This window comes from Streptomyces buecherae, from assembly GCF_014295035.1.
In the GTDB taxonomy this organism is placed as follows: domain Bacteria; phylum Actinomycetota; class Actinomycetes; order Streptomycetales; family Streptomycetaceae; genus Streptomyces; species Streptomyces youssoufiensis.
In genome coordinates, this window is sequence record NZ_CP060404.1 from 6,468,526 (window position 1) to 6,495,119 (window position 26,594).

Here is a 26,594-nt window from a genome sequence, read left to right on the forward strand (position 1 = left end):
CGATCCGCGCGGCGGCGGCCACGACCCGCCCGGCCCCGGCCGACCCCGCGCGGGGGCGGGGCTCAGCGGCGCCGTTGGAACTGCGGGCCCTGCGGGGGCAGTTGGAACTGGTGCGGTGGCGGGGCCACCGGCTGTGGGTGCTGGGGGTAGCCGTACGCGGGGTGCGGCGGATAGCCGTAGGCCGGCTGCTGCTGCGGCGGCGCCGGCGGCTGCTGCGGGTGCCCGGCCCACTGGGCGTCGCGCCGCGCGCCCGCGGCGTACGCGGGGGCGGTCGCGGGCTGGGGCGGGACGGCCGGGGGCGCGGCCGGTGGGGCCGTCGGGGGCGCGGGCGGTGGCGGCGGGAAGCCGTAGCCGCCCACGGGCTGGGCCGGGACCGGGCCCGGGGCGGGGCCGGTCGCGGGGCTCGGGGCGCCGGGGCCCGGAGCGCCGGGGCGCGGGACGTGCGCGGTGGGCTCGGAGGCCGGGGGTGCCTCGGAGTCGTCCACCGAGATGCCGAACTCCGTGGCGAGGCCGACCAGGCCCGAGTCGTAGCCCTGGCCGAGCGCGCGGAACTTCCAGCGGTCGCCGCGCCGGTAGAGCTCGCCGCAGATGAGTGCCGTCTCCTCGCCCGTCTCGGCGACGACGTTGAAGACGGCGAAGGGCTCCCCGCCGTCGGCCGCCGCGCTGTCGTACAGCCGCAGGCGCAGGTCCCGGACCAGACCGAAGGGGCCGCCGTCGGCGGAGGCCGCGAGCACCACCCGGTTCACGCCGGCCTCCAGGGAGCCCAGGTCGGCCTCGATGGTGTCCGTGAGCCCGTCGGCGAGCCGCTGCTTGGGTAGGTGCCGCACGAGGCCGGAGGGGTGGCGGGGCTGGTTGTAGAAGACGAAGTCCTCGTCCGAGCGCACGTGTCCGTCGGCGGCGAGCAGCAGTGCCGAGGCATCCACGTCCGGCACGCCGGACCCCGGCGTCCACTGCAGCACCGCCCGTACGGCCGTTGCCGGCAGCGGGATGTTCGACCCCTTCGACATCGCGTGCGTCATGGTCGCAATCCTGCCCTCCCGAGGGGTGCCGGAACAACGTGGGGGTTACACGCCGGCCATCTGGGAGATACGGGGAGCGAGTGCACCCTGCGTACGCATGTGAGTTACCGGACTTTCACGTACTTGGGGAACTCTTGACCCGCATGGGTCGTACGATTATCGGCCACGCTTCCGGCCAGTCGGGCCGTCGGAGGGCTGCGGCAGCTTTGGGAGTTATATGCGTCATTTCGGATACCTGTCGGCGGCGGCGCGGAAGGATCTGTTCCACCGCGAGCCCACCGAGTTCACGCCGGACGCACCGGCCAGCACCCTCGCCGTCGCGCTCGGGGCCACCCTCTACAGCCCCGCGACCCGCCAGGGCCTCGCCGACGCCATCGTCAAACAGGCAGGTCGGGGCGTGGTTTCGATGGTGCTGTGCCTGGAGGACTCGATCGATGACAGCGAGGTGACGCAGGCGGAGGAGAACCTGGTCCGCCAGTTCGCCGCGCTGGCCGCGCGCACGGACGAGGTGCCGCTGCCGCTGCTGTTCATCCGGGTGCGGACCGCCGAACAGATACCGGACCTGGTGCGGCGGCTCGGCGCCTCGGTCCGATTGCTGTCTGGTTTTGTACTTCCCAAGTTCACCGAGGAGCGTGGCGTACCGTTCCTGGAGGCGCTGACCTCGTGCGGCCCGGCCCTGGAGCGGCGGCTGTACGCCATGCCGGTCCTGGAGTCGCCGGAGCTGCTGCACCTGGAGACACGCGGGGAGACGCTCGGCGGCATAGCGCGCACCGTCGACAAGTACCGGGACCGGGTGCTGGCCCTGCGCCTCGGCGTCACCGACTTCTGCTCCGCCTACGGGCTGCGCCGGGCGCCCGACATGACCGCGTACGACGTGCAGTTGGTCGCCTCCGTCATCGCGGACGTGGTCAACGTCCTCGGCCGCGCGGACGGCACCGGGTTCACCGTGACCGGCCCCGTGTGGGAGTACTTCAAGCCGCACGAGCGGATGTTCAAGCCGCAGCTTCGGCGCAGCCCCTTCATCGGCGAGGCCGAGGCGCTGCGTACCGCCCTCATCGAGCACGACATGGACGGCCTGCTGCGCGAGATCGAACTCGACCGCGCCAACGGCCTCCAGGGCAAGACCTGTATCCACCCCACGCACGTGGCCCCGGTGCACGCGCTGTCGGTCGTCAGCCACGAGGAGTTCAGCGACGCGGCCGACATCCTCGCGCCGCAGCGCTGCGGCGGCGGCGTGCTGCGTTCCGCGTACACGAACAAGATGAACGAGGTGAAGCCGCACCGAGCCTGGGCGGAGCGGACCATGCTGCGCGCCGAGGTGTTCGGCGTGGCGCGCGAGGGCGTGGGCTTCGTGGAGCTGCTCTCGGCGGGGCTGCCAGCGGCCGACTGACGGCGGTCCGGTGTCCGGCGGTCGAGCCGGGCGCGGCCGGTCGTGGTGGCCGGTGGTGGTGGCCGGGGCGTGCGGGTGGCGCGGCGGGCAGGGGCGATGATGCGTGAAAGGTGCGGGAGTTGACGGTTGACGAGGGAGCGGGGCAGCGCGTGATGTGGTCGGGGCAGTGGGTGGCGGATCAACTCGGCATCGCTCTGGAGGACGCGCCGGAGGCGTCGGAGGCGGTGGCCGCAGTCGGCGCGTCCGACGCACCGGCCGACCAGGCCAGCCGGGCCGACCAGCCCAGCCACGCCGGCCCGGACGGCGCCGGTGACGGGCGGCTGCGGGAGTTGCTCGGGCTCGCGTTGCGCCGCAACCCGCGCCGGGCGCACCTGTTGGTCTCCAACGTCCTCGGCAAGCACGTGCCGCAGCGCCCCGCCGTCGTCTACGGGGCGGGGGTGCGGCTCGGCGAGCGGGTGCGCGCGCTGCTCGGCGACGCGGACGCGGCGCGCGCGGTGGTGCTCGGCTACGCGGAGACGGCGACCGGGCTCGGCCACAGTGTCGCCGACGGCCTCGCGCTCGCCCCGTACCTGCACTCGACCCGCCGGCCGGTGGACGGGGTGCGGCCGGTGGGCGGCTTCGAGGAGGAGCACAGCCACGCGACCTCGCACCTCCTGCTGCCCGAGGACCCCGCGCTGCTGGCCGGGGACGGGCCGCTGGTGCTCGTGGACGACGAGTTCTCCACCGGGCGCACCGTGCTCAACACCATCCGCACGTTGCACCGAAGGTTCCCGCGCGAGCGGTACGTGGTCGTCGCCCTGGTGGACATGCGCTCCGCCGCCGACCGCGCCGACCTGGACCGCTTCGCCGCCTCGCTGGGCGCCCGGGTCGACCTGGTGGCGCTCGCGGCCGGCACGGTGCGCCTGCCAGCGGACGTGCTGGCCCGCGGCCAGGCGCTGGTGGCCGAGCACGAGACGGACCCCGCCGCCGCCCTCCCGGACGAGACGCCCGAGCACGCCGGGCCCGAGCACCCGGCCCCCGTACGCGTCGAGCTCGACTGGCCGCGCGGGCTGCCCGACGGCGGCCGGCACGGCTTCACGCCCGCGCACCGCCGGGCCCTGGACGCCGCGCTGCCCGAGATGGCCCGCCGCCTGGCCCGGGCCGTGCGCCCCGCGCGGCTCGCCCCCGGGGCACGCGTGCTCGTGCTCGGCTTCGAGGAGCTGATGTACGCGCCGCTGCGGCTGGCCGAGGCGTTGCAGGCCGAGTTCGACCACACCACGACCGACGGCGCCAGCGGCGCGGGCGGGGCGGGCGGCGCGGCCGGTGGCGTCGAGGTGCGGTACTCGACCACGACCCGCTCGCCGGTGCTGGCCCTGGACGACCCCGGGTACGCCATCCGCACCCGACTCACCTTCCCCGCGCACGACGCGCCCGCCGACGGCCCCGGCCCGCGCTACGCGTACAACGTGGCGCCCGGCGGCGACCCGGCGCGCCGCTTCGACGCGATCGTGGCCGTCGTGGACTCGGCCGCCGACACGCCCGCCCTGCACGCGCCCGGCGGGCTGCTCGACGCGCTGGCCGCGCAGACGCCGTGCCTCGCGTACGCCGTCGTACCGTCCTACGTGCCCGCCGGCGCCGTCGACGAGCCGGCCACCGCCGCCGGGCCGGCCCCCGTCGAGGCCGCCGTCCCCGCCCGCCGCGCCCCGCAGGACCCGCCCACACCCGCTACCGCCGCACCCGCCGGCCCGGCGGCTCCCGCCGAACCGGCCCAGGCAGCCGGCCCCGCCGGTCCCGCACCCTCCCCCCGCACGCCCGCCGGCGTGCCCGACCGACAGGCGTCACCCATGCAAGAGCCGCTCCGCGGGCCCGACTTCTCCTCGTACGCCGCCGACGAGGTCGGCTGGCTGCTCCAGGACTTCTCCGAGGTGACCCTGGAGGCGCCGATCGAGGAGCGGGAGGAGGCGATCCAGGGCGGCGGGGCGCACTACGCCGAGTCGCTGCCCATCGAGTACCAGCCCAGCGACGCCTACCAGGACCTGTTCCGCTCCGCGCTCCAGACCTCCGCCGCGCGCATCGCGCGGGCCGTCGGGGCCGTCACCGAGACGCTGCTGGCCGAGCACCAGGACCGCCCGGGTCGCGGGCCCGACTCGCGCCCGGTGCTGGTCTCGCTGGCCCGCGCGGGCACGCCCGTCGGCGTGTTGATGCGCCGCTGGGCCCAGCACGCGCACGGCATCGACCTGCCGCACTACGCGATCTCCATCGTGCGCGGCCGGGGCATCGACACGGCGGCGCTGCGCTGGCTGGCCCGTCACCACGACCCGGTCGACGTCGTCTTCGTGGACGGCTGGACCGGCAAGGGCGCCATCACCCGCGAACTGGCCGCCGCCATCGAGGAGTTCGAGGCGTCCGAGGCGGCCGGTGGCGTGCGCGGTTTCGACCCGCGGATCGCCGTACTGGCCGACCCCGGCGGGTGCGTCGCGACCTACGGCACCCGGGACGACTTCCTCATCCCCTCCGCGTGCCTCAACTCGACGGTCTCCGGGCTCGTCTCGCGCACCGTGCTCCGCGCCGACCTGGTGCGGCCCGGCCAGTTCCACGGCGCGAAGTTCTACCGCGAGCTGGCCGACGCCGACCTGTCCGCGCTGTTCCTCGACACCGTCACGGCGCGCTTCGCCGAGGTCGCCGACGCCGCCGCCCGGGACGCCAAGGAGTTGCTCGCCACCCCGCACCGGGCCCCCACCTGGGAGGGCTGGGCCGCCGTCGAGCGGATCAGCGAGGAGTACGGCATCCACGACGTGAACCTCGTCAAGCCGGGCGTCGGCGAGACCAGCCGGGTGCTGTTGCGCCGGGTGCCCTGGAAGGTCCTCGCGCGCTGTGGCGCCGGCCCCGACCTGGATCACGTGCGCATGCTCGCCGAACAGCGCGGGGTCCCGGTGGAGGAGGTGGACGACCTGCCGTACTCGTGCGTCGGGCTGATCCACCCCCGTTACACGCGCGCCGCGACCGGCGCCGACGGCCGGGCGGTGGCCCAGTGAGCGCCTCCGTCGCGGGTAGCCCGGTGAGCGCCTCCGTCGCGGGTGGCACCGCCCCCGTCCTGGTGGCCAGCGACCTGGACCGGACGCTCATCTACTCGGCCGCCGCGCTCGGGCTCGACATGCCCGACGCGCGGGCGCCGCGCCTGCTGTGCGTGGAGGTCTACCAGGCCAAGCCGCTGTCGTACCTGACCGAGACCGCCGCCGGGCTGCTCACCGAGCTGGCCTCGGCCGCCACCTTCGTGCCGGCCACCACCCGCACCCGCGAGCAGTTCGGGCGCATCCGGCTGCCGGGCCCGCCGCCGCGCTACGCGGTCTGCGCCAACGGCGGCCACCTCCTGGTGGACGGCGAGAGCGACCCCGACTGGCAGCGCACGGTGGGCCGGGCGCTGCGCGGCGAGTGCGCCTCGCTGGCGGAGGTGCGCGCCCACCTGGTGGCCACGGCCGACCCGGCCTGGCTGCTCAAGGAGCGGGTCGCCGAGGACCTGTTCGCCTACCTCGTGGTCGAGCGCGCGCTGCTGCCCGACGGCTGGGTGGCGGAGCTGACCGACTGGGCCGACCAGCGCGGCTGGGGCGTCTCGCTCCAGGGCCGCAAGCTGTACGTGGTGCCGCGCCCGCTGACCAAGAGCGCCGCCGTCGCCGAGGTGGCGCGGCGCACCGGGGCGCGACGGGTGCTCGCCGCCGGCGACGCCCTGCTCGACGCGGACCTGCTGCTCGCCGCCGACCAGGGCTGGCGCCCGGGCCACGGCGAGTTGGCCGCCGTGGGCTGGTCGGCGCCGCACGTCAGCGCCCTCGCCGAACGCGGGGTCGCCGCCGGCGAGGAGATCCTGCGCCAGTTCCGCAAGGCGGCGGCCGACGGCGGCTGAGCGGAGCGGCTGGCCGGGCCGGTGGCTGGAGCAGCCGGTTCCGCGCCCCGGCCTGGCCACCCGGACCGGGTCGGTGGCCGGAGCGGTTGGGCCGGCCGGGGCCCGCGCGCTGGCGGGCTCGCCCGCCCCGTCCCCGTCCCGGCTCAGCCGCGCCGCTTCCCACGGCCCGGGCGGGCCAGCCGCAGGGTGACGAAGGCGAGGACGGCCAGGAGGGCGGCGGCGAGCACGCCCTTGGAGTAGACCGAGACGTAGTCGGAGACGTCCTCCCAGTTGTCCCCGAGGGCGTAGCCGGCCAGCACGAACGCCGTGTTCCACAGCAGGCTGCCGAGGGTGGTCAGGAGCGTGAAGGTGGGCAGCGGCATCCGCTCGACGCCGGCGGGCAGGGAGATGAGGCTGCGGAAGATGGGGATCATGCGGCCGAAGAAGACCGCCTTGGTGCCGTGCCGGACGAACCAGCGCTCCGTCCTGTCGATGTCGGCCGGCTTGACCAGCGGCAGCCGTCCGGCGAGCGCGATCACCCGGTCCCGGCCGAGCAGCGCGCCCACCCAGTACAGGGCGAGCGCCCCCACCACGGAGCCGGCGGTGGTCCAGGCCAGCACGGCCAGCAGGTTCATGTCGCCCTGGCCGGCCGAGAAGCCGGCGAGCGGCAGGATCACCTCGCTCGGCAGCGGCGGGAACAGGTTCTCCAGCGCGATGGCGAGCCCCGCGCCCGGCGCTCCCAGGGTGTCCATGAGACCGGTTGCCCAGTCGGTGATGCGATCCGTCATGCCCGAGACGCTAGAAACGCCGCCGCCCCCGGACCATGGTGTGCGCCGCCCACCCCACCTGCCGTCCGCCGCAGCCACCACCTGCGGAAATCCTCAGTGTGCCGGCCCCGGTGGGGCGGCTAGCGTGCGGGGCATGGTCATGTGGGTGCGGCGTGGGCTGCGCATATCGGTGGGGCTGGTGATCGGTGGTTGCACGGCCGTGGTCAGCCTGGTGTACGCGGCGCTCAGCGGCCTGGCGCTGCTGTGCGTGTTCGTCTGGCCGCGGGTACGGCAGGCGGTGCTGCGGGCCGTGGCCCGCGGGGCGCGCCACCTGGCCCAGGTGGAGCGGCGCCGCCTGGCGTACTTCCTGGACGTCGAGATCGGCTCCTCCTACGGCGGCAGCCGGGCGCTCGGCTACCTGGCCGTGCGTTGGCTGCTCGCGCCGCTCGGCTGCCTGGTGGTCTTCTCCGCGCTGATCGGCGCCCTGTACGGGTCGCTGATCATCTGGGGCTGGCCGATGTTCCACTCGCACAACCGCGACGAGCAGGTCTACTCCTCCGTCGCCGGCATGTTCCTGCTCTTCCTCGCCGCCCAGAGCCTGTTCGGCGTCGTCGCCCTGGAGCAGCGGCTCGCCTGGCACTTCCTCGGCGCCGACCCGCGGGACGAGTTGCGCCGCCGCATCGAGGAGCTGGCCAGCAGCCGGGCCGGCGTGGTCGCCGCCGTGGACGACGAGCGCCGCCGCATCGAACGCGACCTGCACGACGGGGTGCAGCAGCGCCTCGTGGCGCTCGGCATGCTGCTCGGCCGGGCCCGCCGAGGCCAGGACGCGGCGCGCACGCGAGCCCTGTTGGCCCAGGCGCACGAGGAGAGCCGGCAGGCGCTGGACGAACTGCGCGAGGTGGCCTGGCGGGTCTATCCCACGGTCCTGGACGAGGCGGGGCTGCGGGCCGCCCTGGAGACCGTCGCCGAGCGCGTCGGGCTACCCGTGCGACTCGACTACGGCCTCACCGCCGAGCCCGCGACGGAGGTGCGCACCGTCGCCTACTTCGTCATCAGCGAGGCCGTGACCAACGCCGTCAAGCACTCCGGGGCGCGGCGCGTGCACATCGCCGTGACCCGCGCCCCGGCCGAGCCCGCCCCGCCCGCCCCGGTGCCGGTGGCCGCGGGGCCGCCCGGCGCGCGCGACGGGCAGCCACAGCCGGCCCCGCCCCGGCCCCCGGCCCGTACCGCCCGTGGCGCCGACCGCGCCCCGTCCTTCGTCCTGCGGGCGCGGGTCACCGACGACGGTGCGGGCGGCGCCGACCCGACGGGCAGCGGCCTGCTCGGGCTGGCCCGCCGCGTCGCGGCCATCGACGGCACCCTGCGGGTGGACAGCCCGCCGGGAGGCCCCACCACCATCACCGCGGAGTTGCCGTGCGCGTAATCCTGGCCGACGATTCGACACTGCTGCGCGAGGGCCTGGTGCGGCTGCTCGCCGAGGAGGGCCACGACGTCGTCGCGGCCGTCGGCGACGCGACCGCGCTGCTGGCGGCGGTGGACGAACACCCCGCAGACGCGGTCTGCGTCGACGTACGCATGCCCCCCACGCACACCGACGAGGGGTTGCGCGCCGCCCTGGAGATCCGCGGTCGCCACCCCCGGCTCGGAGTGCTCGTGCTCTCCCAGTACGTCGAGAAGCGCTACGCCACCGAGTTGCTGACCGGCGAGATGACCGCCGGCGGCGGGGGCGTCGGCTACCTGCTGAAGGACCGGGTCATGCAGGTGGACGAGTTCCTGGACGCCCTGGAGCGGGTCGCCGCGGGCCAGGCGGCCTTCGACCCCGAGGTGGTACGCCAGCTCCTGGCCCGCAGCACCCACACGGACCCGCTCGCCCGGCTCACCGAGCGCGAACGCGAGGTGCTCGGCGAGATGGCGCAGGGGCACGCCAACGCCGCCATCGCGCAGCGGCTGCACGTCTCCCGCAGCGCCGTCGAGAAACACATCAACGCCATCTTCGACAAGCTGGAGCTGACCGGAACCACCGGCTACAGCCGCCGGGTGCTTGCCGTGCTCCGGTACGTGGGTAGTTAAGCCGGGATCGCCCCGCGCGGCATGGCGTGCCGCACGGGGCGCTCACTCATGGCGGCCACACCGTTCGGAGAGCGGTCGCCGCTTTCGGAGACATGCGAGGAACGAGGAACGCCGTCGCTCCGCGGGAAGTGAGAGGGAAGGGTTTCCATGGCTGATTCCAAGCGTCCGGCACCGTCCAGCGCGCTGCACGCCTACGTACTGGCACACAACCCCCCACCCGACGCCGTACAGCGCGAACTCGTCACCCGGACCAGGGCCGCCCTGCCGGACCACGCGGGGATGCAGATCGCGCAGGAGCAGGGGCCGCTGCTCGCGTTCCTGGTCCGCCTGGTCGACGCCCGCCACGTCGTGGAGATCGGCACCTTCACCGGCCTGTCCACCCTGTGCATGGCCCGGGCGCTGCCCCCGGAGGGAAAGCTCGTCGCCTGCGACGTCTCCGCCGAGTGGGCGGCGTACGGCCGCGCGGCCTGGGAGCGGGCCGACGTCGCCGACCGCATCGACCTGCGCATCGCCCCCGCCCTCCAGACGCTGCGCGCGATGCCCCCCGAACCCCATGTCGACCTGGCCTTCATCGACGCCGACAAGCAGGGCTACCTGGCCTACTGGGAGGAGCTGGTGCCCCGGATGCGCCCGGGCGGGCTGATCGCCGCCGACAACGTCTGTTACGGCGGCGAGGTCGCCGACCTGCCCTCCGCGTCCCCCAACGGCGCCGCGATCCACGCCTTCAACGAGCACGTGCTGGCCGACTCCCGGGTCGACTCGGTGATGCTGGAGGTCGCCGACGGCCTGACGCTGGCCCGCCGCCGCTAACCGCCGGCCCGGCCGCCCCGACCCCACCGATCCGCGGGCCCACCGCCCGCGCCGCTCGCCGCGCCGCCCCGGCCCTCGGGGGCGGCCGGCGAGCGCGCCGCGCGCGGCTAGGCTCCCATTCCAGGACGCGCGCGGCGCCGGCAACCGGCGCGACGGACATGCCGGGCGCGGGGCGCTAGCGAGGCGAGGGCGCGGGAGACGTGGAGGAGAGGCAGTGGTGAACGGCGCGACCGCGGGCGACACCGCGGAGGGCGGTGCCGTGGCGGGCGGCGCGACCGGGGGCCGGCAGCGGACGATGTACCAGCGGGTGGCCGCCGACCTGCGGCAGGCGATCACCGACGGGGCCTACGGATCGGGCGGCCGGCTCCCGGCCGAGGGCGACCTGGCGCGGCGCTACGGCGTCTCGCGCGGCACCGTACGACAGGCGCTCGCCGTGCTCCGCGCGGAGGGCCTGGTCACCTCGCGGCGCGGCACCCGCCGGGTCGTCCTCGGCTCCGAGGGCACGCAGAGCTTCGGCGAACTCCTCAGCTTCACCCGCTGGGCCCGCTCCGTCGACGAGGAGCCCGGCGGCCGGGTCATCTCGATCGAGCGCCACCCGGCCGACGCCACCGAACGCGAGCAGCTCCGGCTCGACAGGCAGGCCACGGTCTACCGGATGCTGCGGGTCCGTACGCTCTCCGGCCGGCCGGTCATGACCGAGCGCACGGTCTACCCGGAGCCCGTCGGCGCCCTCGTCGCCGCGCTGGACCCGGACACCGTCTCGCACACGGTGCGGCTTGAGGAACAGGGCGTCATGATCGCCGACGCGCACCACACCATCGACCTCGTACGGGCCGACGCGGACGACGCCCGGCTGCTCGGCTGCCGCCCCGGCGACCCGCTGCTGCGCGAGCGCCGCCGCAGCACCGACCCAGCCGGCACGCCCATCGAGTGGTCGGACGACCGGTACGTGCCGGGCACGATGGCCTTCACGGTGCACAGCTCGGCCGCCACCGGCTCACTCGCCCGGCGCCGCGCCACCCCCGAGGAACCGGGCCAGGACGCGGACGCGAACCCGGGCCAGGCCCCGGCCTCGCCGCCGGCACGCTGAGCGCACGGGCCGGCGGGCGGGTGGGCCGGGACAGCCTGGCGGGGACGGCGCGCACGTCCCCGGCGGGCGCTCAGCCGCAGCAGCCACCGCCGCAGCAACCGCCCCCGCCCCCGCCGCCCGTGGCGGGCGCGGGACCGCGCGAGGCGGCGCTGGTGCCGACGGCGACCGTCGACAGCAGCTTGACCGTGTCGCCGTGCCCGTCGGGGCAGGTGGCGGGCGCGTTGGAGTCCGCCATGGGCCGGCTGAGCTCGAAGTTGGCGCCACAGGCGCGGCAGCGGTATTCGTAACGAGGCATGCCCGCAGCCTAATCGCGATCCGCCGCCGGCCGGGCCTTCGTTCGCAACCCCGTTCGCGACCCCGTCCCGACCACGTCCCCGTCGCCTTGGCGCGGGGCGCGCGTCGCGGCCGGGCGCCGGGGCGGGTCAGCCGCCGGCCGCGCCGCGCTCCTCGCGGATCTCCTGCACCACCCGGGCCGCGGTCTGCCGCACGGCCTCGGTCTCGGTGAGGAAGTGCCACCAGTCGGGGTGCCGTCCCTCCAGGCCGGCGATCGCGCGGTCCAACCGCGCGACGGCGTCGTCGAGCGGGCGCGCGTGGCGCGGATCGGGGGTGTTACGCCCCGCCATGGCCAGCCGCTGCGCGTCCCGCACGGCGAACCGGGTGCGCTCCACCTCGTGCGCCTGGTCGTGGGAGACCTCGTCCAGCCGGCGCAGCCGCTCGCCGGCGGTGGACACCGCCTCGTCGGTGGTGTTGAGCAGCGCCCGCGCCGTGGACAGCAGGGCCAGCGCGTCCGGCCAGCGCTGCTCGTCGCGGGCCGCCCGCGCCTCGGCCAGCTTGGCCTCGGCCTGCGCCACCGCGTGCGCGGCCTGCTCGGGCACGGGCTGGAGGTCCTGCCAGCAGGCGGCGCTGTAGCGCCGGCGCAACTCGCTGAGCACCGGCTCGACGCCCGCGGCGCGCGTGGTGATGGCCTCGGCCCGGGTACGCAGCGAGACCAGCCGCTTGTCGATGTCGGCGGCGGTCGCCGGCAGCCGCTCGGCCTCCCCGCGCACGGCCTCGGCCGCGCGCAGCACGTGATCGGCGCGCCGGATCGTCTCCTGTACGCCGTGCTGCCCGGCGCCCTGGTTGAGCTTGGTCAGCTCGGGCGAGAGCGCGGCGAGCCGGGCCGCCAACTCGTCGGCCCGCAGCCCGGAGGCCCGCACCGCGTCCAGCGCCTGGGTGGCGGCCAGCAGCGCCTGCCGGGCCCGCTCGACGGCCGGCGCCAGCCGGGCCAACTGCGTCTCGGCCGTACGCAACAAGGGCGCCAGACCCTCGGCGAACCGGTCGAGGTCACCCTTGGCGCGCTCCAGCTCGGCCTTGGCCCGCGTCAGTTCGGCGCGGGCGCGGGAGGCGGCGGAGGCTTCCAGGTCGTCGCGGTCCAGGTCGTGCGAGTCGACGGCGTTGATGTAGTCGTGGCTGGCCTGGTCGATGCGCTGGCCGAGCGCCGCGAAGTCGCTGATGGCCCGGCGCGCGGCGGGGGAGTCGTCCACGGCCGCGATCGTCTCGATGGAGATCCGCAGGTCCCGCTGGGCGGTGTCCAGCTCGTAGAACGCGGCGGCGGCGGCGTCCTTCGCCGCCTGCGCGTCGGCCCGCTGGCTCTCGCCCCGCCCGAACCAGCGCCGCGTCCCACCCCCGGTGAACGACCCGGCCAGCGCAGCCAGCACCAGCGGCACCGGCAGCGCGACGAGCACGAGGACGTCCCCGGCCGCGCGACGGGTGGTGGTGGGGGTTACGGCGGCGGGGGCCCCGGTGGCCGGGCTGGTCACGGAGGTCGGGGCGGCGGCGCGGGCGGGCGGCCGGCCATGAAGCAGGCGACGTACTAGCCGTACAGACTGCGCGGTGGTCGCCGTCACTACCCTCTCCCGATGAATCGCCCCAGGCCCGAATGCCATTCTCCCACCCGTTAGGGACGAACACACGGGTCGGATAGTTCGCGCCCCACCACGCCGATCTGAGCCCTCCAGGCCGCTCGCTTCCCTCCCCGGCCCTCGGCCTCGGCGCCCCCGCCGCCCCACCGACCGGAGCCCGCGTCCTCAGGGGCACGAGTTTGCGAGTACGGGGCCGGGTCGGGGTAGGCTGTCGGCGCGTACCAGGGCGCATAGCTCAGCGGTAGAGCGCTGCCCTTACAAGGCAGATGTCACAGGTTCGATCCCTGTTGTGCCCACCCAGCCGGCCTGGTCCTTCCTCGCGAGACCGCGAGAGGGGCCGGGCCGTCAGTGTTTTCCGGGCCCGGTGGCGGGGCACGTCGGCCGAGGTGTCGGCGGTCGGGTTCGACGGCGCCTGCGAGCCGCCTCCGCTAGGCCCCGCCGGGGCCCTCCGGAACCGGGCTCCGAGGCGGCGTCGGACGGCCCCGGTCGGTCGCCGGGATCGTCCACGGAGCGCATACTTCAAGCCCACTCGCGCGGAGCATGTTTGACGCCACGTCAACAACAAGAGTGCGGGGGCGTCTTCACTCGTACGAGTGTTCTTCGGCGCCCAAGAATCGTTCTTGCATGCTGTCTCGGCACGGCTCGCCGCTAGCGTGGCCCGTCTGTCACCCCAGTTGCCGATGGCGTGAAATCGACGTCGGCGAGCACCAGGCACCGGCACCAGGCGTACCCGTGCCAGGGCGGCAGGTCAGGCGGACATGGGGACCTCAGCATGGGCTGTGACCATCAACGAAGGACGGCGGCGGTGGAGCACGGGGAGACCGCCCTGTCCACCCGCACGCCACGGGCGCTCGGGCCGGCGGCGGCCGGGACGGTAGGTGCCCGCGTCGGGCACTCAGGGAATCTGGGGGAGACATGCGGTACGGGGGATGTGCGGGACACGGGAGTGATCAGGGGAGCAGGGGGTGCGGGGGCTGTGGGGGAAACGGGGCCGTGTGGCGGGTGTGGGGTGAGCGCGAGCGGTGCCGCCTGGGCGAGCGAGCGGGCCGACGGCGAGCGGCTGGCACGGTCGTACGACGTACGCGGCTGCACGGTGGTGGAGCTGTCGGGGGATGTGGATCTCGCCACCGCCGGGGAGATCCGGGTCGTCCTTGACGAGGCGACGGCGCCGAACGGGACCCCGCACGTCGTCGTCGACCTGCGGCGTACGACGTTCTTCGACTGCACGGGGCTGGCCCTGCTGGTGCGCGCCGAGGAGCGCATGACGCAGCGCGCGGGGCGGCTCGGCCTGGTCTGCGCGCACGCCGTCACCCTGCGGCTGATGGAGATCGCCAACCTGACGGGGCTGCTGCGGCCCGTGCCGACGTTGGAGCAGGCCCTGGAGCGGGCAGCGTGACCGGTATCGGCGCCAGGCACGAGGCGGCGGCCGAGGACGGGCGCGCGCCGGGCGCGGCCTCGTCGGAGCGCAACAACGGGCTGTTGTGACGCAGCAGCCACAGCCGGTACGCCGCGTTCGCCCAGGCCAGCTCCAGGTAGGACGCCTTGAGGTCGGCGTAGAGGGCGTCCGCGTCGGGGGCGCAGGTGGTGTGCGGCCGGGAGACCATGAACAGCCGTACGGTCAGCGGGTCGTCCCGGAGCGGGCGGATCACGATGCCCTCGCGGGCGCTCGTGGTGGGCTGGCAGGGGGTGACGGCCTCGCCGGAGGCGACGAGTTCGGCGGCCGTGGTGTTGTCGCGTACGTGCACCAGGCGGGGGTTGAGGCCGGCGTCGGTGAAGGCGCGGCGCAGCGCGGCGCACTCGTCCTCCACGGTCAGGTCGACCACCCAGCGGTCGTCGGCCAGGTCTGCGAGCCGGACCACGGGGCGTTCGGCCGCCGGGTGGCTCGCGGAGAGGGCGATGAACTGCGGCTCCCGGGCGACCAGGACGCGCCGCTCGACGCCGCTGGGCACGGGCAGCGGGAAGCCCGTGAACTCGTGCACGAACGCCACGTCGAGCTGCTGGGTGGCCACCATCTGGAGCAGCATCGTGGCGGAGACGTCGACGTGGATCGTGGTGTCCGTGTCGGGCAGCCGGGTGTGCAGCCTGCGCAGCCAGCCGGCCACGGCGCGGTTGCCGGTGCTGCCGATGCGCAGGTGCGCCTCGCTGATGTTGGCGGCGGCGTCCTTGGCGGCGCTGACCAGGGCGCTCATGTCGGCCACGATCGGCCGGGCCCGGGCCAGGATGGACCGCCCGAGTGGCGTGGGTTGGCTGCCTGACTGTTCGCGGGTGAACAGCAGGCCGCCGATCGCCTTCTCGATGCGCCTGAGCTGTGTGGTGAGGGACGGTTGCGTCATGCCCAGTTGCAGCGCGGCCTTGCGCACGCTGCCCGCGTCGGCAATAGCACAGAGCGCACGAAGGTGTCTCACGTCGAGCTCCACGGCCGGAGCATAACGGCGCACGCGGGGCGCACACCAGACACACCATCCGATCGTCCGCTTCGACGTCCGGACAACGGCGCGTCGCTTCGCGTTGCCCTTCCGGCCCCACGGCGGCGGCACCTTGCCCTAGTGTGAGTGGATTTGTGCTGTTCCCGGCTTCCTGGCCCCATAGCGCCGTGCTATCGCCACTTGGCATCATCCGCGCCGCGCGATGTCTCCCTGACACTCGGCGGGACACGTTCCGGACGGCCCGACCGCTACCCCACGGCGGTCGCTGGGGCCCCCGGACGCACGAAGGAGTCCCCCACATGAAGCACTCCAGGATATTGGTGTCGGTTTCGCTGGGCCTCGGCCTGGCCACCATGAGCGCGCTGCCCGCCTCGGCCGCCACCAGCACGGACGCCGTGCAGCGCTCGACGCCGGCCAGCATCGCCGCGTACGAGGCGTCCGGTGAGAACGCCGCGGCCACCAAGGCGTTCTTCACGGCCGTCATCGAGTCGGCCAAGGCCAAGCAGGCCAGGACCGGCGAGCGGGCCGTCACCGTCACCTACGACGCCAGCCAGGCGCCCACCTTCGCCTCGCAGATCGCGCGGAGCACGCAGATCTGGAACTCGCACGTGTCCAACGTGAAGCTCCAGGAGGGCTCCGGCGGCGACTTCGAGTACCGCGAGGGCAACGACCCGCGCGGCTCGTACGCCAGCACCGACGGGCACGGCAGGGGCTACATCTTCCTGGACTACCAGCAGAACCAGGAGTACGACTCGACCCGGGTCACCGCGCACGAGACCGGCCACGTCCTCGGCCTGCCGGACAACTACTCGGGCCCGTGCAGTGAGCTGATGTCGGGCGGCGGCCCCGGCCCGTCCTGCACCAACCCGAACCCGAACGCGCAGGAGTCGGCCCGCGTCGACCAGCTCTGGGCGGGCGGGATCACCAGCCTGAGCGCCTTCGACAAGGGCGCGTTCCTCAAGTGACGCCTCCCGCCGCGGCCTGACCCCGCCAGGGCCTGACCCCGCCGCGGCCCGTCGAGCGGGCCGGCGCGCGACCGCACACCCCCCACGGCAGCCGCGTTCCGCGCCGGCGCCCGCCCGTGGCCGCGACAGCACGACGGACCGGCCGTCCCCGCACGACCCGTGCGGGGACGGCCGGTCCGCTGCCGTACGGAGCGGGAGCCCGGCCCGTGAGGTCGGGCCGTGACCAGTCGTGTCGAGCCGGGCCGGGGATCAGTAGAGCTTGTTGACCGCGGTCGTCGTGGTCTTCTTGAAGTCGGGCACCTGCGCGTGCTGGAAGTTGCCCATCTGGCCCCACTTCACGACCGTGACCGTCCGGCCGTCCCGGCCCACCGAGAACATGTTGATGTCGGACGAGCCCCAGGCGTGGGCCGTGTGGATGCCGTAGACGTTGGCGCCCTCCTCGACGTTGATCGAGCCGAAGTCCCGGAACTCCGCCGTCATGTCGGGGTCCTCCTGCTCGACCTTGTCCGCGCAGGCGCGGATGGTCTTGTTCCACAGGGCCGCCAACGACTTGGCGCTCGTCTCGTCCCGCTCGACGACGGTCACCTGGACCGCGCCGGTGTCGTACTCGGTCCAGAAGTCGCGGTGTACGGAGGTGGCGCCCGGCAGCGCGGGGCCGACGCAGAACGGCAGCGGGTCCGGCGTGCCGGCGGTGACGGGGCTGGCGTACCAGGCGGAGGAGGCGTGCGGGGGCAGCTCGTTGGGCGCCAGGAACGCGGGCTCGGCCGCCTGGGTCGCCCGCGGGGCCGCGGTCGCCGTCGGAGCGAGGACGGCGGTGGTCGCCGCGGTGGCCAGGACGGCCAGGCCGATGGCGCCGGCCCGGCCGAGCTGGGCCCGGACGCCGGCACGGGTGGTGCTGACGGTGCTGGCAGTGGTGGCAGTGGTGCCGGTGCTGGCGCTGTTGTCGTGGTGCGAGTGCGTGTTCATGGGGCAACTTCGCCACGGCCGCGCCCGGGCCGGCAAGGCCATGGCGCCCATGCGGGACGCTGGAACGCCGAAACCCCCGCTCACCTGCGCATATGCCAGGTGGCTGGAACGCCGGCGCGGAACGCGGGAACGGCGCTGGCACTAGGATCGGGCAGCGTGTCGACCCCATCGCCCCCACGGCGCCGGAAGCCGCGCGCCGACGCCGAGCGCAACCGGGCCCGTGTCCTGGCCGCCGCCCGCGCGCTGTTCACGGCCCGCGGCCAGGACGTGCAGATGCCCGAGGTGGCCCGGGCCGCGGGGGTCGGCATCGGCACCGTCTACCGTCACTTCCCGAGCCGGGCCGCGCTCATCGAGGCGGCGGGCGAGGCGCGCCACGACGACATCGTCGAGTTCGGCCGCACGGTGTGCGTGCCGTGCCCGGACGCCGCCGACGGGCTCGCCCGCTACATCGGCTACATCGGCGAGGTGCTGGCCAGCGACCGCGGGCTGACCGCGTCGATCGAGGCGACCCTCGGATCGGCCAGGCCCGAGGGCGCGGCGGCGGAGCGGACCGAGGCCATAGCGGCCGAACTCATCGCCCGTGCCAGGACGCAGGGGACGATCCGGCCCGACGTGGAGGTCGCGGACCTCAGCATGATCGTGTGCGGGCTCGCGGCGATCATCCGCAACGGGACCGGGGACTGGCGCCGCTACCTGGACATCAGCCTGGCCGGCCTGCGCGACGTGTCCGCGGGCCCACTCGACGCGGCCCCCGGCGCCGCCGCCGTGCCCCGGCCGAGCGGCGGGCCGCGCGACGGCGCGACCTCCGGCGAGCACCACCAGGCGGCGACCTGACGGCCCGCCGGACCAGCACCGCGACCGGGCCGCCACCGAACGCGCCGCCGGGCGCCGCCCCGGGGCCCCGACGGGCGCCCGCTACCCCGAGATCGGAGCAGCCGACCGAATCCCGACAGGCGCGACACGACCGACCCCACCCGCACCGACCCCGCCCGCACCGACCCCACCCGCACCGGATCCGCCCGGCGCGCCGGGCGGGCACACGGCGGGAGCCCGGCCCGCGGACTCGCGGGGCCGGGCTCCTGTCGTACGGCGTGGGCGGCGTGCGTGCGGCGTGGCCGCGGGCGTTACGCGGACTCGGCCGCCACCAGCTCCGCGAGCTGCACGGCGTTGAGCGCCGCGCCCTTGCGCAGGTTGTCGCTGGCGCAGAAGAAGGCCAGGCCACGGCCGTCGGGAACGGTCTCGTCCGACCGGATGCGGCCGACGAACGTCGGGTCCTGACCGGCGGCCTGGAGCGGCGTGGGGATGTCGGAGAGCGTCACGCCCGGCGCGTCGGCGAACAGCTCGGCGGCCCGCTCGGGGCTGATCGGCGCCGCGAAGCGCGCGTTGACCTGGAGCGAGTGGCCGGTGAAGACGGGCACCCGGACGCAGGTTCCGGAGACGAGCAGCTCCGGGATGCCCAGGATCTTGCGGCTCTCATTGCGCAGCTTGCGCTCCTCGTCCGTCTCACCCGAGCCGTCGTCGAGCAGCGACCCGGCCATCGGCAGCACGTTGTACGCGATGGGCCGGGCGTACTTGCGCGGCTCGGGCAGGGCCACGGCCGAGCCGCCGTGGGTGAGCCGCGCCGCCGTCCCGGCGGTCTTCTGGATCTGCTCCTCCAGTTCGGCCACGCCCTCCAGGCCGCTTCCGGACACCGCCTGGTAGGAGGCGATGACCAGGCTCTCCAGACCGGCCTCGGCGTGCAGCGGGCGCAGCACGGGCATGGCCGCCATGGTGGTGCAGTTGGGGTTGGCGATGATGCCCTTCGGGCGCTTCGCGACGGCGTCCGGGTTCACCTCGGAGACCACCAGCGGGACCTCGGGGTCCATCCGCCAGGCCGACGAGTTGTCGATCACCACGGGTCCGGCGGCGGCCACCTTGGGGGCCAGCGCCCTGGAGGTGGCGCCGCCCGCCGAGAACAGCACGATGTCCAGGCCGGAGTAGTCGGCCGTGGCCGCGTCCTCCACGGTGATCTCGGTGTCCTGCCACGGCAGGGTGCGCCCCGCCGAGCGCGCCGAGGCGAACAGCCGCAACTGCTCCACCGGGAAGCCACGCTCGGCGAGTATGCCGAGCATCACCCCGCCGACCTGGCCGGTGGCACCGACGATTCCGATTCTCATCCTGCTCCTCCACTCACCCGCGCCCGCCGGGACCGGCGGACGCACCGCCACCCCCGGTCGTGCTCCGTCATCACGTCGTCACCCCGTCCGCACGCGCCCTCGCCCCGTGGGCGACCCGCCGCCGACCCGCTGGCCGGGCGCGTACGACCGTGTGCAGTATCTCCCGCACCTTCCCGTCCGCCGCCCCGGTGTAAGCCCGATCCGCGGGTGAAGCGGGTCACGCGGACCGGCGGGTTCCGATCGCGGGTGTGATCTCGGACCGAGGCGACGCGGCCGGTGGCGGCGCTACGGACGGGGGTGGCCGGGGTCCCGCCCAGGCGACGCGGCAGGCGGCGGCGCTACGGACGAGGGTGGCCGATCCGGCCAGCCACCTTGCCCGGGCGCCGCGTTGCGGCCACGGTGATGCCCTGTGGGTGTGCCAGGCACCCGCGTCCACCCGTACCGGAGGCGCCGTGGCATCCCTCGCTCCCTTCGTACCACCGCACGAGGTCATCGGAGAGGGCCCGCACCGGGTCGTGGCCATCCACGGCTGGTTCTCGGACCGCTCCGCCTACACCGCGCTGCTCCCGCACCTCGACCGCCGGGCGTTCAGCTACGCCCTGCCGGACCTGCGCGGATACGGCAGGGCGCGCGGGGTGCCCGGCGAGTACACCACCAGCGAGGCGGGCCGCGACCTGCTGGCGCTCGCCGACCACCTGGGGTGGGAGCGCTTCTCCGTCCTTGGCCACTCCATGGGCGGCGCGGTGGCCCAGCGGCTGCTGGCGGCGGCCCCGCACCGGGTGCGCCGGCTGGTGGGCGTCTCGCCGGTGCCCGCGAGCGGGGTGCCGATGGCGGGCGAGCAGTGGGAGCTGTTCGCCTCGGCCGCGGACCGCCCCGACAACCGGCGCGCGATCATCGACCTGACGACGGGCAACCGGCACCCCGACGCCTGGCTCGACCTCATGGTCCGGCACTCGGTCGAGCACATCGACCCCGTGGCGTTCCGGGCCTGGCTGGACTCCTGGGCCCTTGAGGACTTCCACGAGCAGATCGAGGGCCTGTCGCTGCCGGTGCGGGTGGTGGTCGGCGGGCACGATCCGGCGCTGTCGGCGCGGGTCATGCGCGAGACCTGGCTGCGCTGGTACCCGGCCGCGGAGTTGGTGGAACTGCCGGCCGCGGGGCACTACGCGGCCGACGAGACTCCCCTCGAACTCGCCCGCGTGGTCGAGGACTTCCTCACCCCGGACGCGGGCTGAGCACGCGGGGCCCGCATCGGGCCCCGCCGCCGCCCCGCCCTCGCGCGGCCGGCAACCGCCGCCAGTCCCCAGCGGTTACGGCTGTGGCTGTGGCTGTGGCTGTGGCTGTGGTTACGGCTGCGGCTCGACGGCGCCGGTCGCGTCGATCGGGCTCGCGTCGGTGGGGCTCGTGTCCGTGGGGCGCGCCGCCGTGGGCGTCGGGTCCTCGCCCTCGGGGCGCGTGGCCCCGGCGCTTTCCCGCAGCTTCTCGCGCCGCTCCCGCTCCGTCTGCTCGTAGTCGGGCAGCAACCGCTTGGTGATGCGGTCGACGTAGCCCCGGGTCTCGTTGAACGCGGGGATGCCCCGCGCCCGCAGAACCGCGCCCGGGCCCGCGTTGTAGGCGGCGAGCGCCAACTCGGTGCGGTCGCCGGGCACGTCCTTGACCGAGTCGTACAGGTGGCACAGGTAGCGGGCCTGCGAGGGGATGGCGTCCCTGGGGTTCCAGACGTCGGCCTGGCCGTCGCCGTCCCCGTCGCGGCCCCACTCGGTCCAGGTGACCGGCGCGAACTGGGCGATTCCGTCGGCCTTGCCCGAGCTGGCCCGCGGGTCCCAGCCGCTCTCCGCGTCGATCTGCGCGGCGAGCAGCGGCACGCTCAGCGGCGCGCAGGTGCGGGCGGCGGCCTCCAGGGTGGCGCGGTGTTCGTCCGGAACCGTGGGCAGCGGGTCGGGTCCGTCCGTCACCAGCTCGCGTACGGCGAAGACCCCGGCGCCCAGCAGCGCCGCGCTGACCACGATCCCCAGACCGGAGCGAGCACGACGGGTCACCATACGGAAGCGGAAGGTGGGGAGAAGAGCATGGGAGGGACGATAACCGGATTTACCCAGGCGCCCGTAATCGGACGGTGACGTGCGGCGGTTGATCCGTATTCGCGTTCTCACCTCGTGCGGAGGTGCCCCACCGTGGCCGTGCCGCCGGACGACGTACGGGCCCGCGCGAGTGCTCGCGCGGGCCCGTAGCGGAAGCGGTACGGCGGCAGTTGGCCGCTGTAACGGTCAGGCGGTCTGCTGGGCCTTCTGGTTGCTCGGCCGCCGGCTCATCACGAATCCGGCGATGGTGCCCACCGCGAACAGGGCGAGCACCGAGACCGCGGTGCTGAGCCACGTGGCGCCGAGCCACTGGCTGCCGAGGTAGCCGAGGCCCACGCTGTACGCCGCCCACATCAGCCCGGCCAGTGCCGACCACGGCAGGAACTCGGCGACCTTGCGGTGCGCGGCGCCGGCTCCCAGGCTCACCACGGAGCGGCCGGCGGGCGCGAACCGGGCGAGGACCACCAGCGTGGCCCCGCCGCGCTCCAGCGCGGCGCCCAACTTCTGCTGGGCCGCGGTCAGTCGGCGGGAGCGGGCGATGGCGCGGTCGAGGCGTTCGCCGCCGCGCCAGGCCAGCCGGTAGGCGACCAGGTCGCCGAGGACGGAGGCGGTGGCGGCGCACAGCACGAGCGCGAGCATCTCGGGGACGTCGGCGTCGGGCTTGACGCCCCGCGCGGCCCCGACGGCGTCGGCCGTCGTCGTGCCGGCGGCGGCGGTGGCCGCGGCGATCACCAGAATGCCGCTCGGTAGTACGGGCAGGAAGACGTCGAGGACCACGGACGCACCAATGATCACGTAGATCCACGGGGTGTCGACCAGCGACCCCAAGGTTTCCAGCAACGTCTCTCCCGGTCCCGTTCCCCCGCCGCGACGTCGCAGGGGAGCGGCAGGAGCGGCCTCTTCAGCACAGCCATACAGCGTATGCCTGTGCTGATAGAGCATACCGAGCCGAGGGCGGTCACCGCGGCTGCATAACGCCCAGATCACGGCGTACGGCCGCCTGTGGCGCGGGTGACCGGGCGGTCGCCGGTCGATCATGCGCCCAATGCCCCGGTGCACACCATGAGCAACGGCCCATAACGGCCCACCGGCGCGGGCGGGTCTCGGTATCTCGATATGTCGACTCGTCATCACGTCGTTACATCCGCAGGTCGGCGAAGTCACGGGAAACGCGGCTGCCGGGGCCGTGGGGGCTGCCGTTCGGGCCCACGCGGACGGGCCCGAACGGCACCCGGCAGCGCCCCGATCGTGATCGGGGCGCGGCCGGGTGGAGGCTGCGCGGACGGTGCCGGGTGCCGCCCGGTGGAGACGGGCGGCGGGCCGGCGGTCGGCCGGGCGGCGTCAGACGCGGGTCGGCTGGCGGTGCGGCTCGGCGACGCGCCGCTCGCCGAGGAGCCGGTCCAGGGCCCAGGGACCGGGGCCGGTGAAGACGATCATGAGGAACGCCCAGCAGAACATCGCGGACGCCTCGCCGCCGTTCTCCAGCGGCCACAGCTTCTCCGTCTGGTGCTCGGTGAAGTAGGCGTACGCCATCGAGCCGGAGGATATGAAGGCCGCGCTGCGGGTGAACAGGCCGGTCATCACGAGGATGCCGCCGACGAGCTGGATCACGGCCGCGTACCAGCCCGGCCAGGTGCCGGTGTCCACGGTGCCGCCGGCGCCGTCGACGCCGCCGAAGCTGCCGAAGAGCGACGAGGCGCCGTGGCAGGCGAAGAGCAGGCCGACGACGATCCGGAAGAGCGAGGTGACGCGCGGTCGCGCGGCGTCGAGCTGCTCGGTGAGCGAGGTGGGGGTCGACATGACAGGGGACTCCTCGTTTCGGGGACGGGAAACAACGAGGGGGCCAGGTTAGGGACGCCTAAGACTTTGTTGCAAGTTCAAGTTCTGCCAGATCTGCTCGTCCCGTGCCGTGGCTCGCGGATCGGCGGGAGTGGCGGGGGTCACGCGGCGGCGCGGCTGCCCGCTTTTGTCCATCGTCGCTGCCCGTGGCCGTGCGGTGGCCGGGGCGCGCGCGTTATGCAAGGTCATTGCGTGTGAGGCGGGGATCGCCCCACGGTGGGCGGGGTGTCGTGAACGGGCTCGGCCGCCGCGTCGAGCGTAAAGCGACATGGGCATGACCGTCAGGTGGTCTCGACCAGTTGGTATGGACTTTTTGCGGGTAGCCGCCGACCCGCCTCTCGGTGTCCCGGACGGCCCGGCCCATGAATGGCCGAAATGCATCGCCCTGGTCGGGGTGTGGCCCTCCATTCCGCATATGCCGGACGCGGCAGGTCCCGCCCGTCGGGGTGGGGTGTCGGTCGAGCCGGTCGCGAGGCGCGGTGCGTACCGGCGTGGCGCGAAGGTGTCGCGCCGGGGGCTTGGTGCATATCAACTGTCAACCTCGGGTTGACGAGTGGAGGTTGTCAACCTACGGTTGACGCATGACGAAGCCCTTGGACATCACGCCCCCCGTGCGGCTCGACGAACTGATCGAGGCCATCAGGCGGGCCCACCCCGACGCGCTCGACCAGCTCTCCGGCGCGGTGGTCGCCGCCGACCACCTCGGCGACCTCGCCGACCACCTCATCGGCCACTTCGTGGACCAGGCCCGCCGCTCCGGCGCCTCCTGGACCGAGATCGGCAAGAGCATGGGCGTCACCCGGCAGGCGGCCCAGAAGCGGTTCGTGCCCAAGGGCGCCGCCGAGGCGCCGGCGCTCGACGCCCAACAGGGCTTCAACCAGTTCACCACCGCCGCCCGCAACGTCGTGGTGAGCGCCCACAACGAGGCCAAGGCCGCGGCCAGCCCCGAGGTCGGCCCCGCGCACCTGACGCTCGGCTTGCTGAGCGCTCCCGACACGCTGGCCGCACAGGCCATCCGCGCGCAGGGGGTGCCCCTGGAGCGGGTGCGCGAGGCGGCGCTCGCCGCGCTGCCCGCCCCCGCCGCCGGCGAGGCCCCCGAGCTGATCCCGTACAGCGCGGGCGCGCGCAAGGCGCTGGAGCTGACCTTCCGCGAGGCGCTGCGCCTCGGCCACCGCGAGATCGGCACCGAGCACCTGCTGCTCGCGCTCCTGGAGCACGAGGACGGGGCGGGTGTGCTCACGGGCGTCGGCGTCGCCAAGGACGCCGCCGCGGCCCATGTGGCGCAGGCGGTCGCCGACAGCGCGCCCACCGACGAGCCGGGGTAGCCCGCGCGGCCCCGGGCCCGGCCGGCCGCGCGTAACCGTACGGTCCGAGGGCCCGGGGGCGGGGCCCGGCGCCGGGGCCGCTGGCCGCGGGGCCCCCGGTCAGCCGGGCGTCAGGTCCCGCTGCTCCGTGGTGACCAGGCGCGCCGCCCCGGGGTCGGTCCCGCGCGCTTGGTCGAGGCGGAGCCGGGCGTGCCTGCCGCGCAGCGTCAGGGTCATGAGCTGGTTGCCGAACCAGGGCCCGCCCGTGCGGCGCCAGCTCAGCTTCGCCCGCCCGGCCCTGGCGTGCCGGGCGAAGAGGCGGCCGAGCAGCCGCGCGGGCTGGCTCCAGCCGAACCGGAAGCCGATCCGCATCGAGGCCGGGATGCTGTTGTGCACCGGCGAGCAGGTCAGTTGCAGCACCCGGCTCACGGGCGGCCGTGGCCACCGCGACCAGTCCGGCTCGGCGACGTAGGCGTGGTGCACGTCACCGGAGAGCACGCTGATCGTCGCGGGCGCGGCGGGCCCGCTGCCCACCTCGGCGATCAGCTCGGTCAGCGCGTCGAACGAGGCGGGGAAGGCCGCCCAGTGCTCCAGGTCGGCGCGTTGGCGCAGGTCCTCGGCGAGCCTGGCCCAGCGCTGGCCGCGCTCGCCGGCGCACAGCGCCGCGTTCCAGCCCTCGACGTCGTGCACGAAGGGCGGCAGCAGCCACGGCAGCGAGGCGCCGACGAGCAGGTGGTCCACGGTCTCGGGAGCGTCGTGGAACTGGTCGCGCAACCAGCTCAGCTCCTCCTTGTCCAGCATCGACCGACTGCCCTCGGTCAGTACCCGCGCCGCCCGGTTGTCCACCATCACCAGCCGCACCCGGCCGAAGTCGCGGCGGTAGCTCCAGCGGGTGAAGGTCGGATCGGCGTCGGCGCGCGACACGAAGTCCCGGAGCAGCTTCGTGGCCCCGTCCGGCCCCTCCCGATCGGCCGCGCGGACGGCCGCGTACAGCTCGTCGGCCGCCAGTTCGGCGGGGGAGAGGTTGCCCAGGTGCTGATAGACCCAGTACGACATGAGGCCGCCGAGCACGCGCTCGCGCCACCACGGGACGGCGCGCATCCGCGCCTGCCAGGCGGCGCTGGTGTTCCAGTCGTCGATCACGTCATGGTCGTCGAAGATCATGCAACTCGGCACCGTCGACAGCAGCCAGCGCACCTCCGGGTCGAGCCAGGACTCGTCGTAGAGGCGGGTGTACTCCTCGTAGTCGGCGACCTGGTCCCACGGCGGCTGGCTCAGGTTGCGCCGCGTGGCCAGCCAGTCGCGGGTGGCCGCCGAGGTCTCGTCCGCGTACACCTGGTCGCCGAGGAGGACGAGCACGTCCGGGCGCTCGCCGTCCGGGTCGCGGGCGATGCGGGCGGCCAGCGCGTCGAGGGCGTCCGGGCCGATCGGGTCGTGCGCGCCGGCCCCGGGGGCGGGCGGCGCGGCCCACCGACACGAGCCGAAGGCGACCCGCACGGCGAAGTCGCCGGTGGCCCCCTCGCCCGCCTCGGTCCGTACGGGCGGGGTGCGGATCGTGGAGGCGGGGAAGCGGGAGTCGGGCAGCGGCCACACCCGCTCGCCGTCGAGCAGCACCTCGTAGCCGACCACGCTGTCCGGGCGCAGCCCCGCCACCTCCACCAGGGCGTAGTGGTGGCCGGCGAGCTGCCAGGTGCGGGCCGCGCCGCCGGGCCCCGGCGCGGGGTCGCCCGCCGCGCGCGCCGGCGCGCCCGCCGGGGGCGTGCAGCGCACCTCGACCTCGCACGGCGCGTCGGTCTCGACCCACACGGTGGCGCGCTCGCCGGTCTCCCAGTCGATCTGACGTAGCAACGGCCCCACTCGCAACCCGGCCATCCGCGCTCCCTCCATCGCCCTCACCCGCCGACCCGCGGGCGTTCGCCGGTGGCCGCCGGCGGGTGCCGTGCGGCGTCGCGTG

At 74.8% G+C, this 26,594-nt stretch carries 23 protein-coding genes and 1 tRNA gene; 13 read left to right on the forward strand and 11 right to left on the reverse strand.

Features of this window, described 5'->3' with window-relative positions; translation table 11 throughout:
* Nucleotides 1-62 precede the first annotated feature (62 nt).
* On the reverse strand, nt 63-1,019 hold the full coding sequence (locus tag H7H31_RS25640) for a TerD family protein (protein WP_187118094.1): 957 nt from the start codon (nt 1,017-1,019) through the stop codon (nt 63-65).
* A gap of 217 nt (nt 1,020-1,236) precedes the next feature.
* Between H7H31_RS25640 and H7H31_RS25645 the strand changes: the two genes are divergently transcribed.
* From H7H31_RS25645 to H7H31_RS25655, 3 genes are all read left to right on the forward strand, one after another.
* Entirely contained in the window at nt 1,237-2,409 is a 1,173-nt protein-coding gene (locus tag H7H31_RS25645; protein WP_187060012.1) for an HpcH/HpaI aldolase/citrate lyase family protein, read from the forward strand.
* Between the two features lie 119 nt (nt 2,410-2,528).
* The gene (locus H7H31_RS25650; protein WP_232110077.1) at nt 2,529-5,423 is read left to right on the forward strand and encodes a phosphoribosyltransferase; all 2,895 of its coding nucleotides are present in this window, start codon (nt 2,529-2,531) and stop codon (nt 5,421-5,423) included.
* Nucleotides 5,424-5,542: 119 nt separating this feature from the next.
* Entirely contained in the window at nt 5,543-6,286 is a 744-nt protein-coding gene (locus tag H7H31_RS25655; RefSeq protein ID WP_308118128.1) for an HAD family hydrolase, read from the forward strand.
* Nucleotides 6,287-6,429: 143 nt separating this feature from the next.
* Here the strand turns inward: H7H31_RS25655 and H7H31_RS25660 are convergent, their stop codons facing one another.
* Nucleotides 6,430-7,053, reverse strand: coding sequence for a DedA family protein (locus tag H7H31_RS25660; RefSeq protein ID WP_187060071.1), 624 nt, complete (start codon nt 7,051-7,053; stop codon nt 6,430-6,432).
* A gap of 133 nt (nt 7,054-7,186) precedes the next feature.
* Between H7H31_RS25660 and H7H31_RS25665 the strand changes: the two genes are divergently transcribed.
* The 4 genes from H7H31_RS25665 to H7H31_RS25685 all read left to right on the forward strand — a co-directional run bounded on the left by H7H31_RS25665 (nt 7,187) and on the right by H7H31_RS25685 (nt 11,002).
* Nucleotides 7,187-8,455, forward strand: coding sequence for a sensor histidine kinase (locus tag H7H31_RS25665; RefSeq protein ID WP_232110078.1), 1,269 nt, complete (start codon nt 7,187-7,189; stop codon nt 8,453-8,455).
* A complete protein-coding gene (locus H7H31_RS25675) occupies nt 8,446-9,102 on the forward strand; it encodes a response regulator transcription factor (protein ID WP_176161403.1) in 657 nt (218 codons plus the stop codon). The genes H7H31_RS25665 and H7H31_RS25675 overlap by 10 nt, the downstream gene beginning before the upstream one ends.
* A 147-nt stretch (nt 9,103-9,249) precedes the next feature.
* Entirely contained in the window at nt 9,250-9,912 is a 663-nt protein-coding gene (locus H7H31_RS25680; RefSeq protein ID WP_187060192.1) for an O-methyltransferase, read from the forward strand.
* A gap of 217 nt (nt 9,913-10,129) precedes the next feature.
* Nucleotides 10,130-11,002 carry a GntR family transcriptional regulator gene (locus H7H31_RS25685; RefSeq protein ID WP_232110079.1) on the forward strand — a complete coding sequence of 291 codons (873 nt, stop codon included), beginning with the start codon at nt 10,130-10,132 and terminating at the stop codon, nt 11,000-11,002.
* A gap of 70 nt (nt 11,003-11,072) precedes the next feature.
* Here H7H31_RS25685 and H7H31_RS25690 read toward each other — a convergent pair whose 3' ends face one another.
* A complete protein-coding gene (locus H7H31_RS25690) occupies nt 11,073-11,297 on the reverse strand; it encodes an FmdB family zinc ribbon protein (protein WP_187060193.1) in 225 nt (74 codons plus the stop codon).
* 127 nt (nt 11,298-11,424) lie between these two features.
* Entirely contained in the window at nt 11,425-12,927 is a 1,503-nt protein-coding gene (locus H7H31_RS25695) for a coiled-coil domain-containing protein (protein ID WP_372455944.1), read from the reverse strand.
* Between the two features lie 200 nt (nt 12,928-13,127).
* On the opposite strand from H7H31_RS25695, the gene H7H31_RS25700 reads away from it, so the two are divergent.
* Nucleotides 13,128-13,199, forward strand: a tRNA-Val gene (locus H7H31_RS25700).
* A gap of 713 nt (nt 13,200-13,912) precedes the next feature.
* Nucleotides 13,913-14,299, forward strand: a complete 387-nt coding sequence (locus tag H7H31_RS34360; protein ID WP_232110080.1) for an anti-sigma factor antagonist — start codon at nt 13,913-13,915, stop codon at nt 14,297-14,299.
* Here the strand turns inward: H7H31_RS34360 and H7H31_RS25710 are convergent.
* Nucleotides 14,211-15,320 carry a LysR family transcriptional regulator gene (locus H7H31_RS25710; RefSeq protein ID WP_408647981.1) on the reverse strand — a complete coding sequence of 370 codons (1,110 nt, stop codon included), beginning with the start codon at nt 15,318-15,320 and terminating at the stop codon, nt 14,211-14,213. The genes H7H31_RS34360 and H7H31_RS25710 overlap by 89 nt on opposite strands.
* A gap of 308 nt (nt 15,321-15,628) precedes the next feature.
* On the opposite strand from H7H31_RS25710, the gene snpA reads away from it, so the two are divergent.
* Nucleotides 15,629-16,294 (forward strand): snapalysin, encoded by a 666-nt coding sequence (gene snpA, locus H7H31_RS25715; protein WP_187063871.1) that lies wholly within the window; start codon nt 15,629-15,631, stop codon nt 16,292-16,294.
* Between the two features lie 249 nt (nt 16,295-16,543).
* Here the strand turns inward: snpA and H7H31_RS25720 are convergent, their stop codons facing one another.
* Nucleotides 16,544-17,260: a hypothetical protein gene (locus H7H31_RS25720; protein WP_232110081.1), complete on the reverse strand. Its 717-nt coding sequence runs from the start codon at nt 17,258-17,260 to the stop codon at nt 16,544-16,546.
* Nucleotides 17,261-17,416: 156 nt separating this feature from the next.
* On the opposite strand from H7H31_RS25720, the gene H7H31_RS25725 reads away from it, so the two are divergent.
* Entirely contained in the window at nt 17,417-18,094 is a 678-nt protein-coding gene (locus H7H31_RS25725; protein ID WP_232110082.1) for a TetR/AcrR family transcriptional regulator, read from the forward strand.
* Between the two features lie 290 nt (nt 18,095-18,384).
* On the opposite strand, the gene H7H31_RS25730 is transcribed toward H7H31_RS25725, so the two are convergent.
* The gene (locus H7H31_RS25730) at nt 18,385-19,416 is read right to left on the reverse strand and encodes an aspartate-semialdehyde dehydrogenase (RefSeq protein ID WP_187063872.1); all 1,032 of its coding nucleotides are present in this window, start codon (nt 19,414-19,416) and stop codon (nt 18,385-18,387) included.
* Between the two features lie 452 nt (nt 19,417-19,868).
* On the opposite strand from H7H31_RS25730, the gene H7H31_RS25735 reads away from it, so the two are divergent.
* Nucleotides 19,869-20,651, forward strand: coding sequence for an alpha/beta fold hydrolase (locus H7H31_RS25735; protein ID WP_187063873.1), 783 nt, complete (start codon nt 19,869-19,871; stop codon nt 20,649-20,651).
* A 111-nt stretch (nt 20,652-20,762) separates the two neighbouring features.
* Here H7H31_RS25735 and H7H31_RS25740 read toward each other — a convergent pair whose 3' ends face one another.
* The 3 genes from H7H31_RS25740 to H7H31_RS25750 all read right to left on the reverse strand — a co-directional run bounded on the left by H7H31_RS25740 (nt 20,763) and on the right by H7H31_RS25750 (nt 23,297).
* Complete coding sequence (locus tag H7H31_RS25740; protein WP_187063874.1) at nt 20,763-21,458, reverse strand: lytic transglycosylase domain-containing protein; 696 nt, start codon at nt 21,456-21,458, stop codon at nt 20,763-20,765.
* Nucleotides 21,459-21,683: 225 nt separating this feature from the next.
* A complete protein-coding gene (locus H7H31_RS25745) occupies nt 21,684-22,337 on the reverse strand; it encodes a DedA family protein (RefSeq protein WP_187063875.1) in 654 nt (217 codons plus the stop codon).
* Between the two features lie 501 nt (nt 22,338-22,838).
* Nucleotides 22,839-23,297, reverse strand: coding sequence for a DoxX family protein (locus tag H7H31_RS25750; protein WP_187063876.1), 459 nt, complete (start codon nt 23,295-23,297; stop codon nt 22,839-22,841).
* Between the two features lie 620 nt (nt 23,298-23,917).
* Here H7H31_RS25750 and H7H31_RS25755 point away from each other — a divergent pair.
* Nucleotides 23,918-24,661, forward strand: a complete 744-nt coding sequence (locus H7H31_RS25755) for a Clp protease N-terminal domain-containing protein (protein ID WP_187063877.1) — start codon at nt 23,918-23,920, stop codon at nt 24,659-24,661.
* 99 nt (nt 24,662-24,760) lie between these two features.
* On the opposite strand, the gene H7H31_RS25760 is transcribed toward H7H31_RS25755, so the two are convergent.
* The gene (locus H7H31_RS25760) at nt 24,761-26,512 is read right to left on the reverse strand and encodes an alkaline phosphatase D family protein (protein ID WP_187063878.1); all 1,752 of its coding nucleotides are present in this window, start codon (nt 26,510-26,512) and stop codon (nt 24,761-24,763) included.
* Nucleotides 26,513-26,594: the final 82 nt, after the last annotated feature.

Bases quoted from the DNA above. Each gene is read 5' to 3' on its own strand.
- H7H31_RS25680 (WP_187060192.1), top strand. From the start codon at position 9,250: ATGGCTGATTCCAAGCGTCCGGCACCGTCCAGCGCGCTGCACGCCTAC.
- H7H31_RS25755 (WP_187063877.1), top strand. From the start codon at position 23,918: ATGACGAAGCCCTTGGACATCACGCCCCCCGTGCGGCTCGACGAACTG.
- snpA (WP_187063871.1), top strand. From the start codon at position 15,629: ATGAAGCACTCCAGGATATTGGTGTCGGTTTCGCTGGGCCTCGGCCTG.
- H7H31_RS25690 (WP_187060193.1), bottom strand. From the start codon at position 11,297: ATGCCTCGTTACGAATACCGCTGCCGCGCCTGTGGCGCCAACTTCGAG.
- H7H31_RS25740 (WP_187063874.1), bottom strand. From the start codon at position 21,458: ATGGTGACCCGTCGTGCTCGCTCCGGTCTGGGGATCGTGGTCAGCGCG.
- H7H31_RS25660 (WP_187060071.1), bottom strand. From the start codon at position 7,053: ATGACGGATCGCATCACCGACTGGGCAACCGGTCTCATGGACACCCTG.
- H7H31_RS25695 (WP_372455944.1), bottom strand. From the start codon at position 12,927: ATGGCATTCGGGCCTGGGGCGATTCATCGGGAGAGGGTAGTGACGGCG.
- H7H31_RS25720 (WP_232110081.1), bottom strand. From the start codon at position 17,260: ATGAACACGCACTCGCACCACGACAACAGCGCCAGCACCGGCACCACT.
- H7H31_RS25640 (WP_187118094.1), bottom strand. From the start codon at position 1,019: ATGACGCACGCGATGTCGAAGGGGTCGAACATCCCGCTGCCGGCAACG.
- H7H31_RS25760 (WP_187063878.1), bottom strand. From the start codon at position 26,512: ATGGCCGGGTTGCGAGTGGGGCCGTTGCTACGTCAGATCGACTGGGAG.
- H7H31_RS25730 (WP_187063872.1), bottom strand. From the start codon at position 19,416: ATGAGAATCGGAATCGTCGGTGCCACCGGCCAGGTCGGCGGGGTGATG.
- H7H31_RS25665 (WP_232110078.1), top strand. From the start codon at position 7,187: ATGGTCATGTGGGTGCGGCGTGGGCTGCGCATATCGGTGGGGCTGGTG.
- H7H31_RS25645 (WP_187060012.1), top strand. From the start codon at position 1,237: ATGCGTCATTTCGGATACCTGTCGGCGGCGGCGCGGAAGGATCTGTTC.
- H7H31_RS25750 (WP_187063876.1), bottom strand. From the start codon at position 23,297: ATGTCGACCCCCACCTCGCTCACCGAGCAGCTCGACGCCGCGCGACCG.
- H7H31_RS25655 (WP_308118128.1), top strand. From the start codon at position 5,543: ATGCCCGACGCGCGGGCGCCGCGCCTGCTGTGCGTGGAGGTCTACCAG.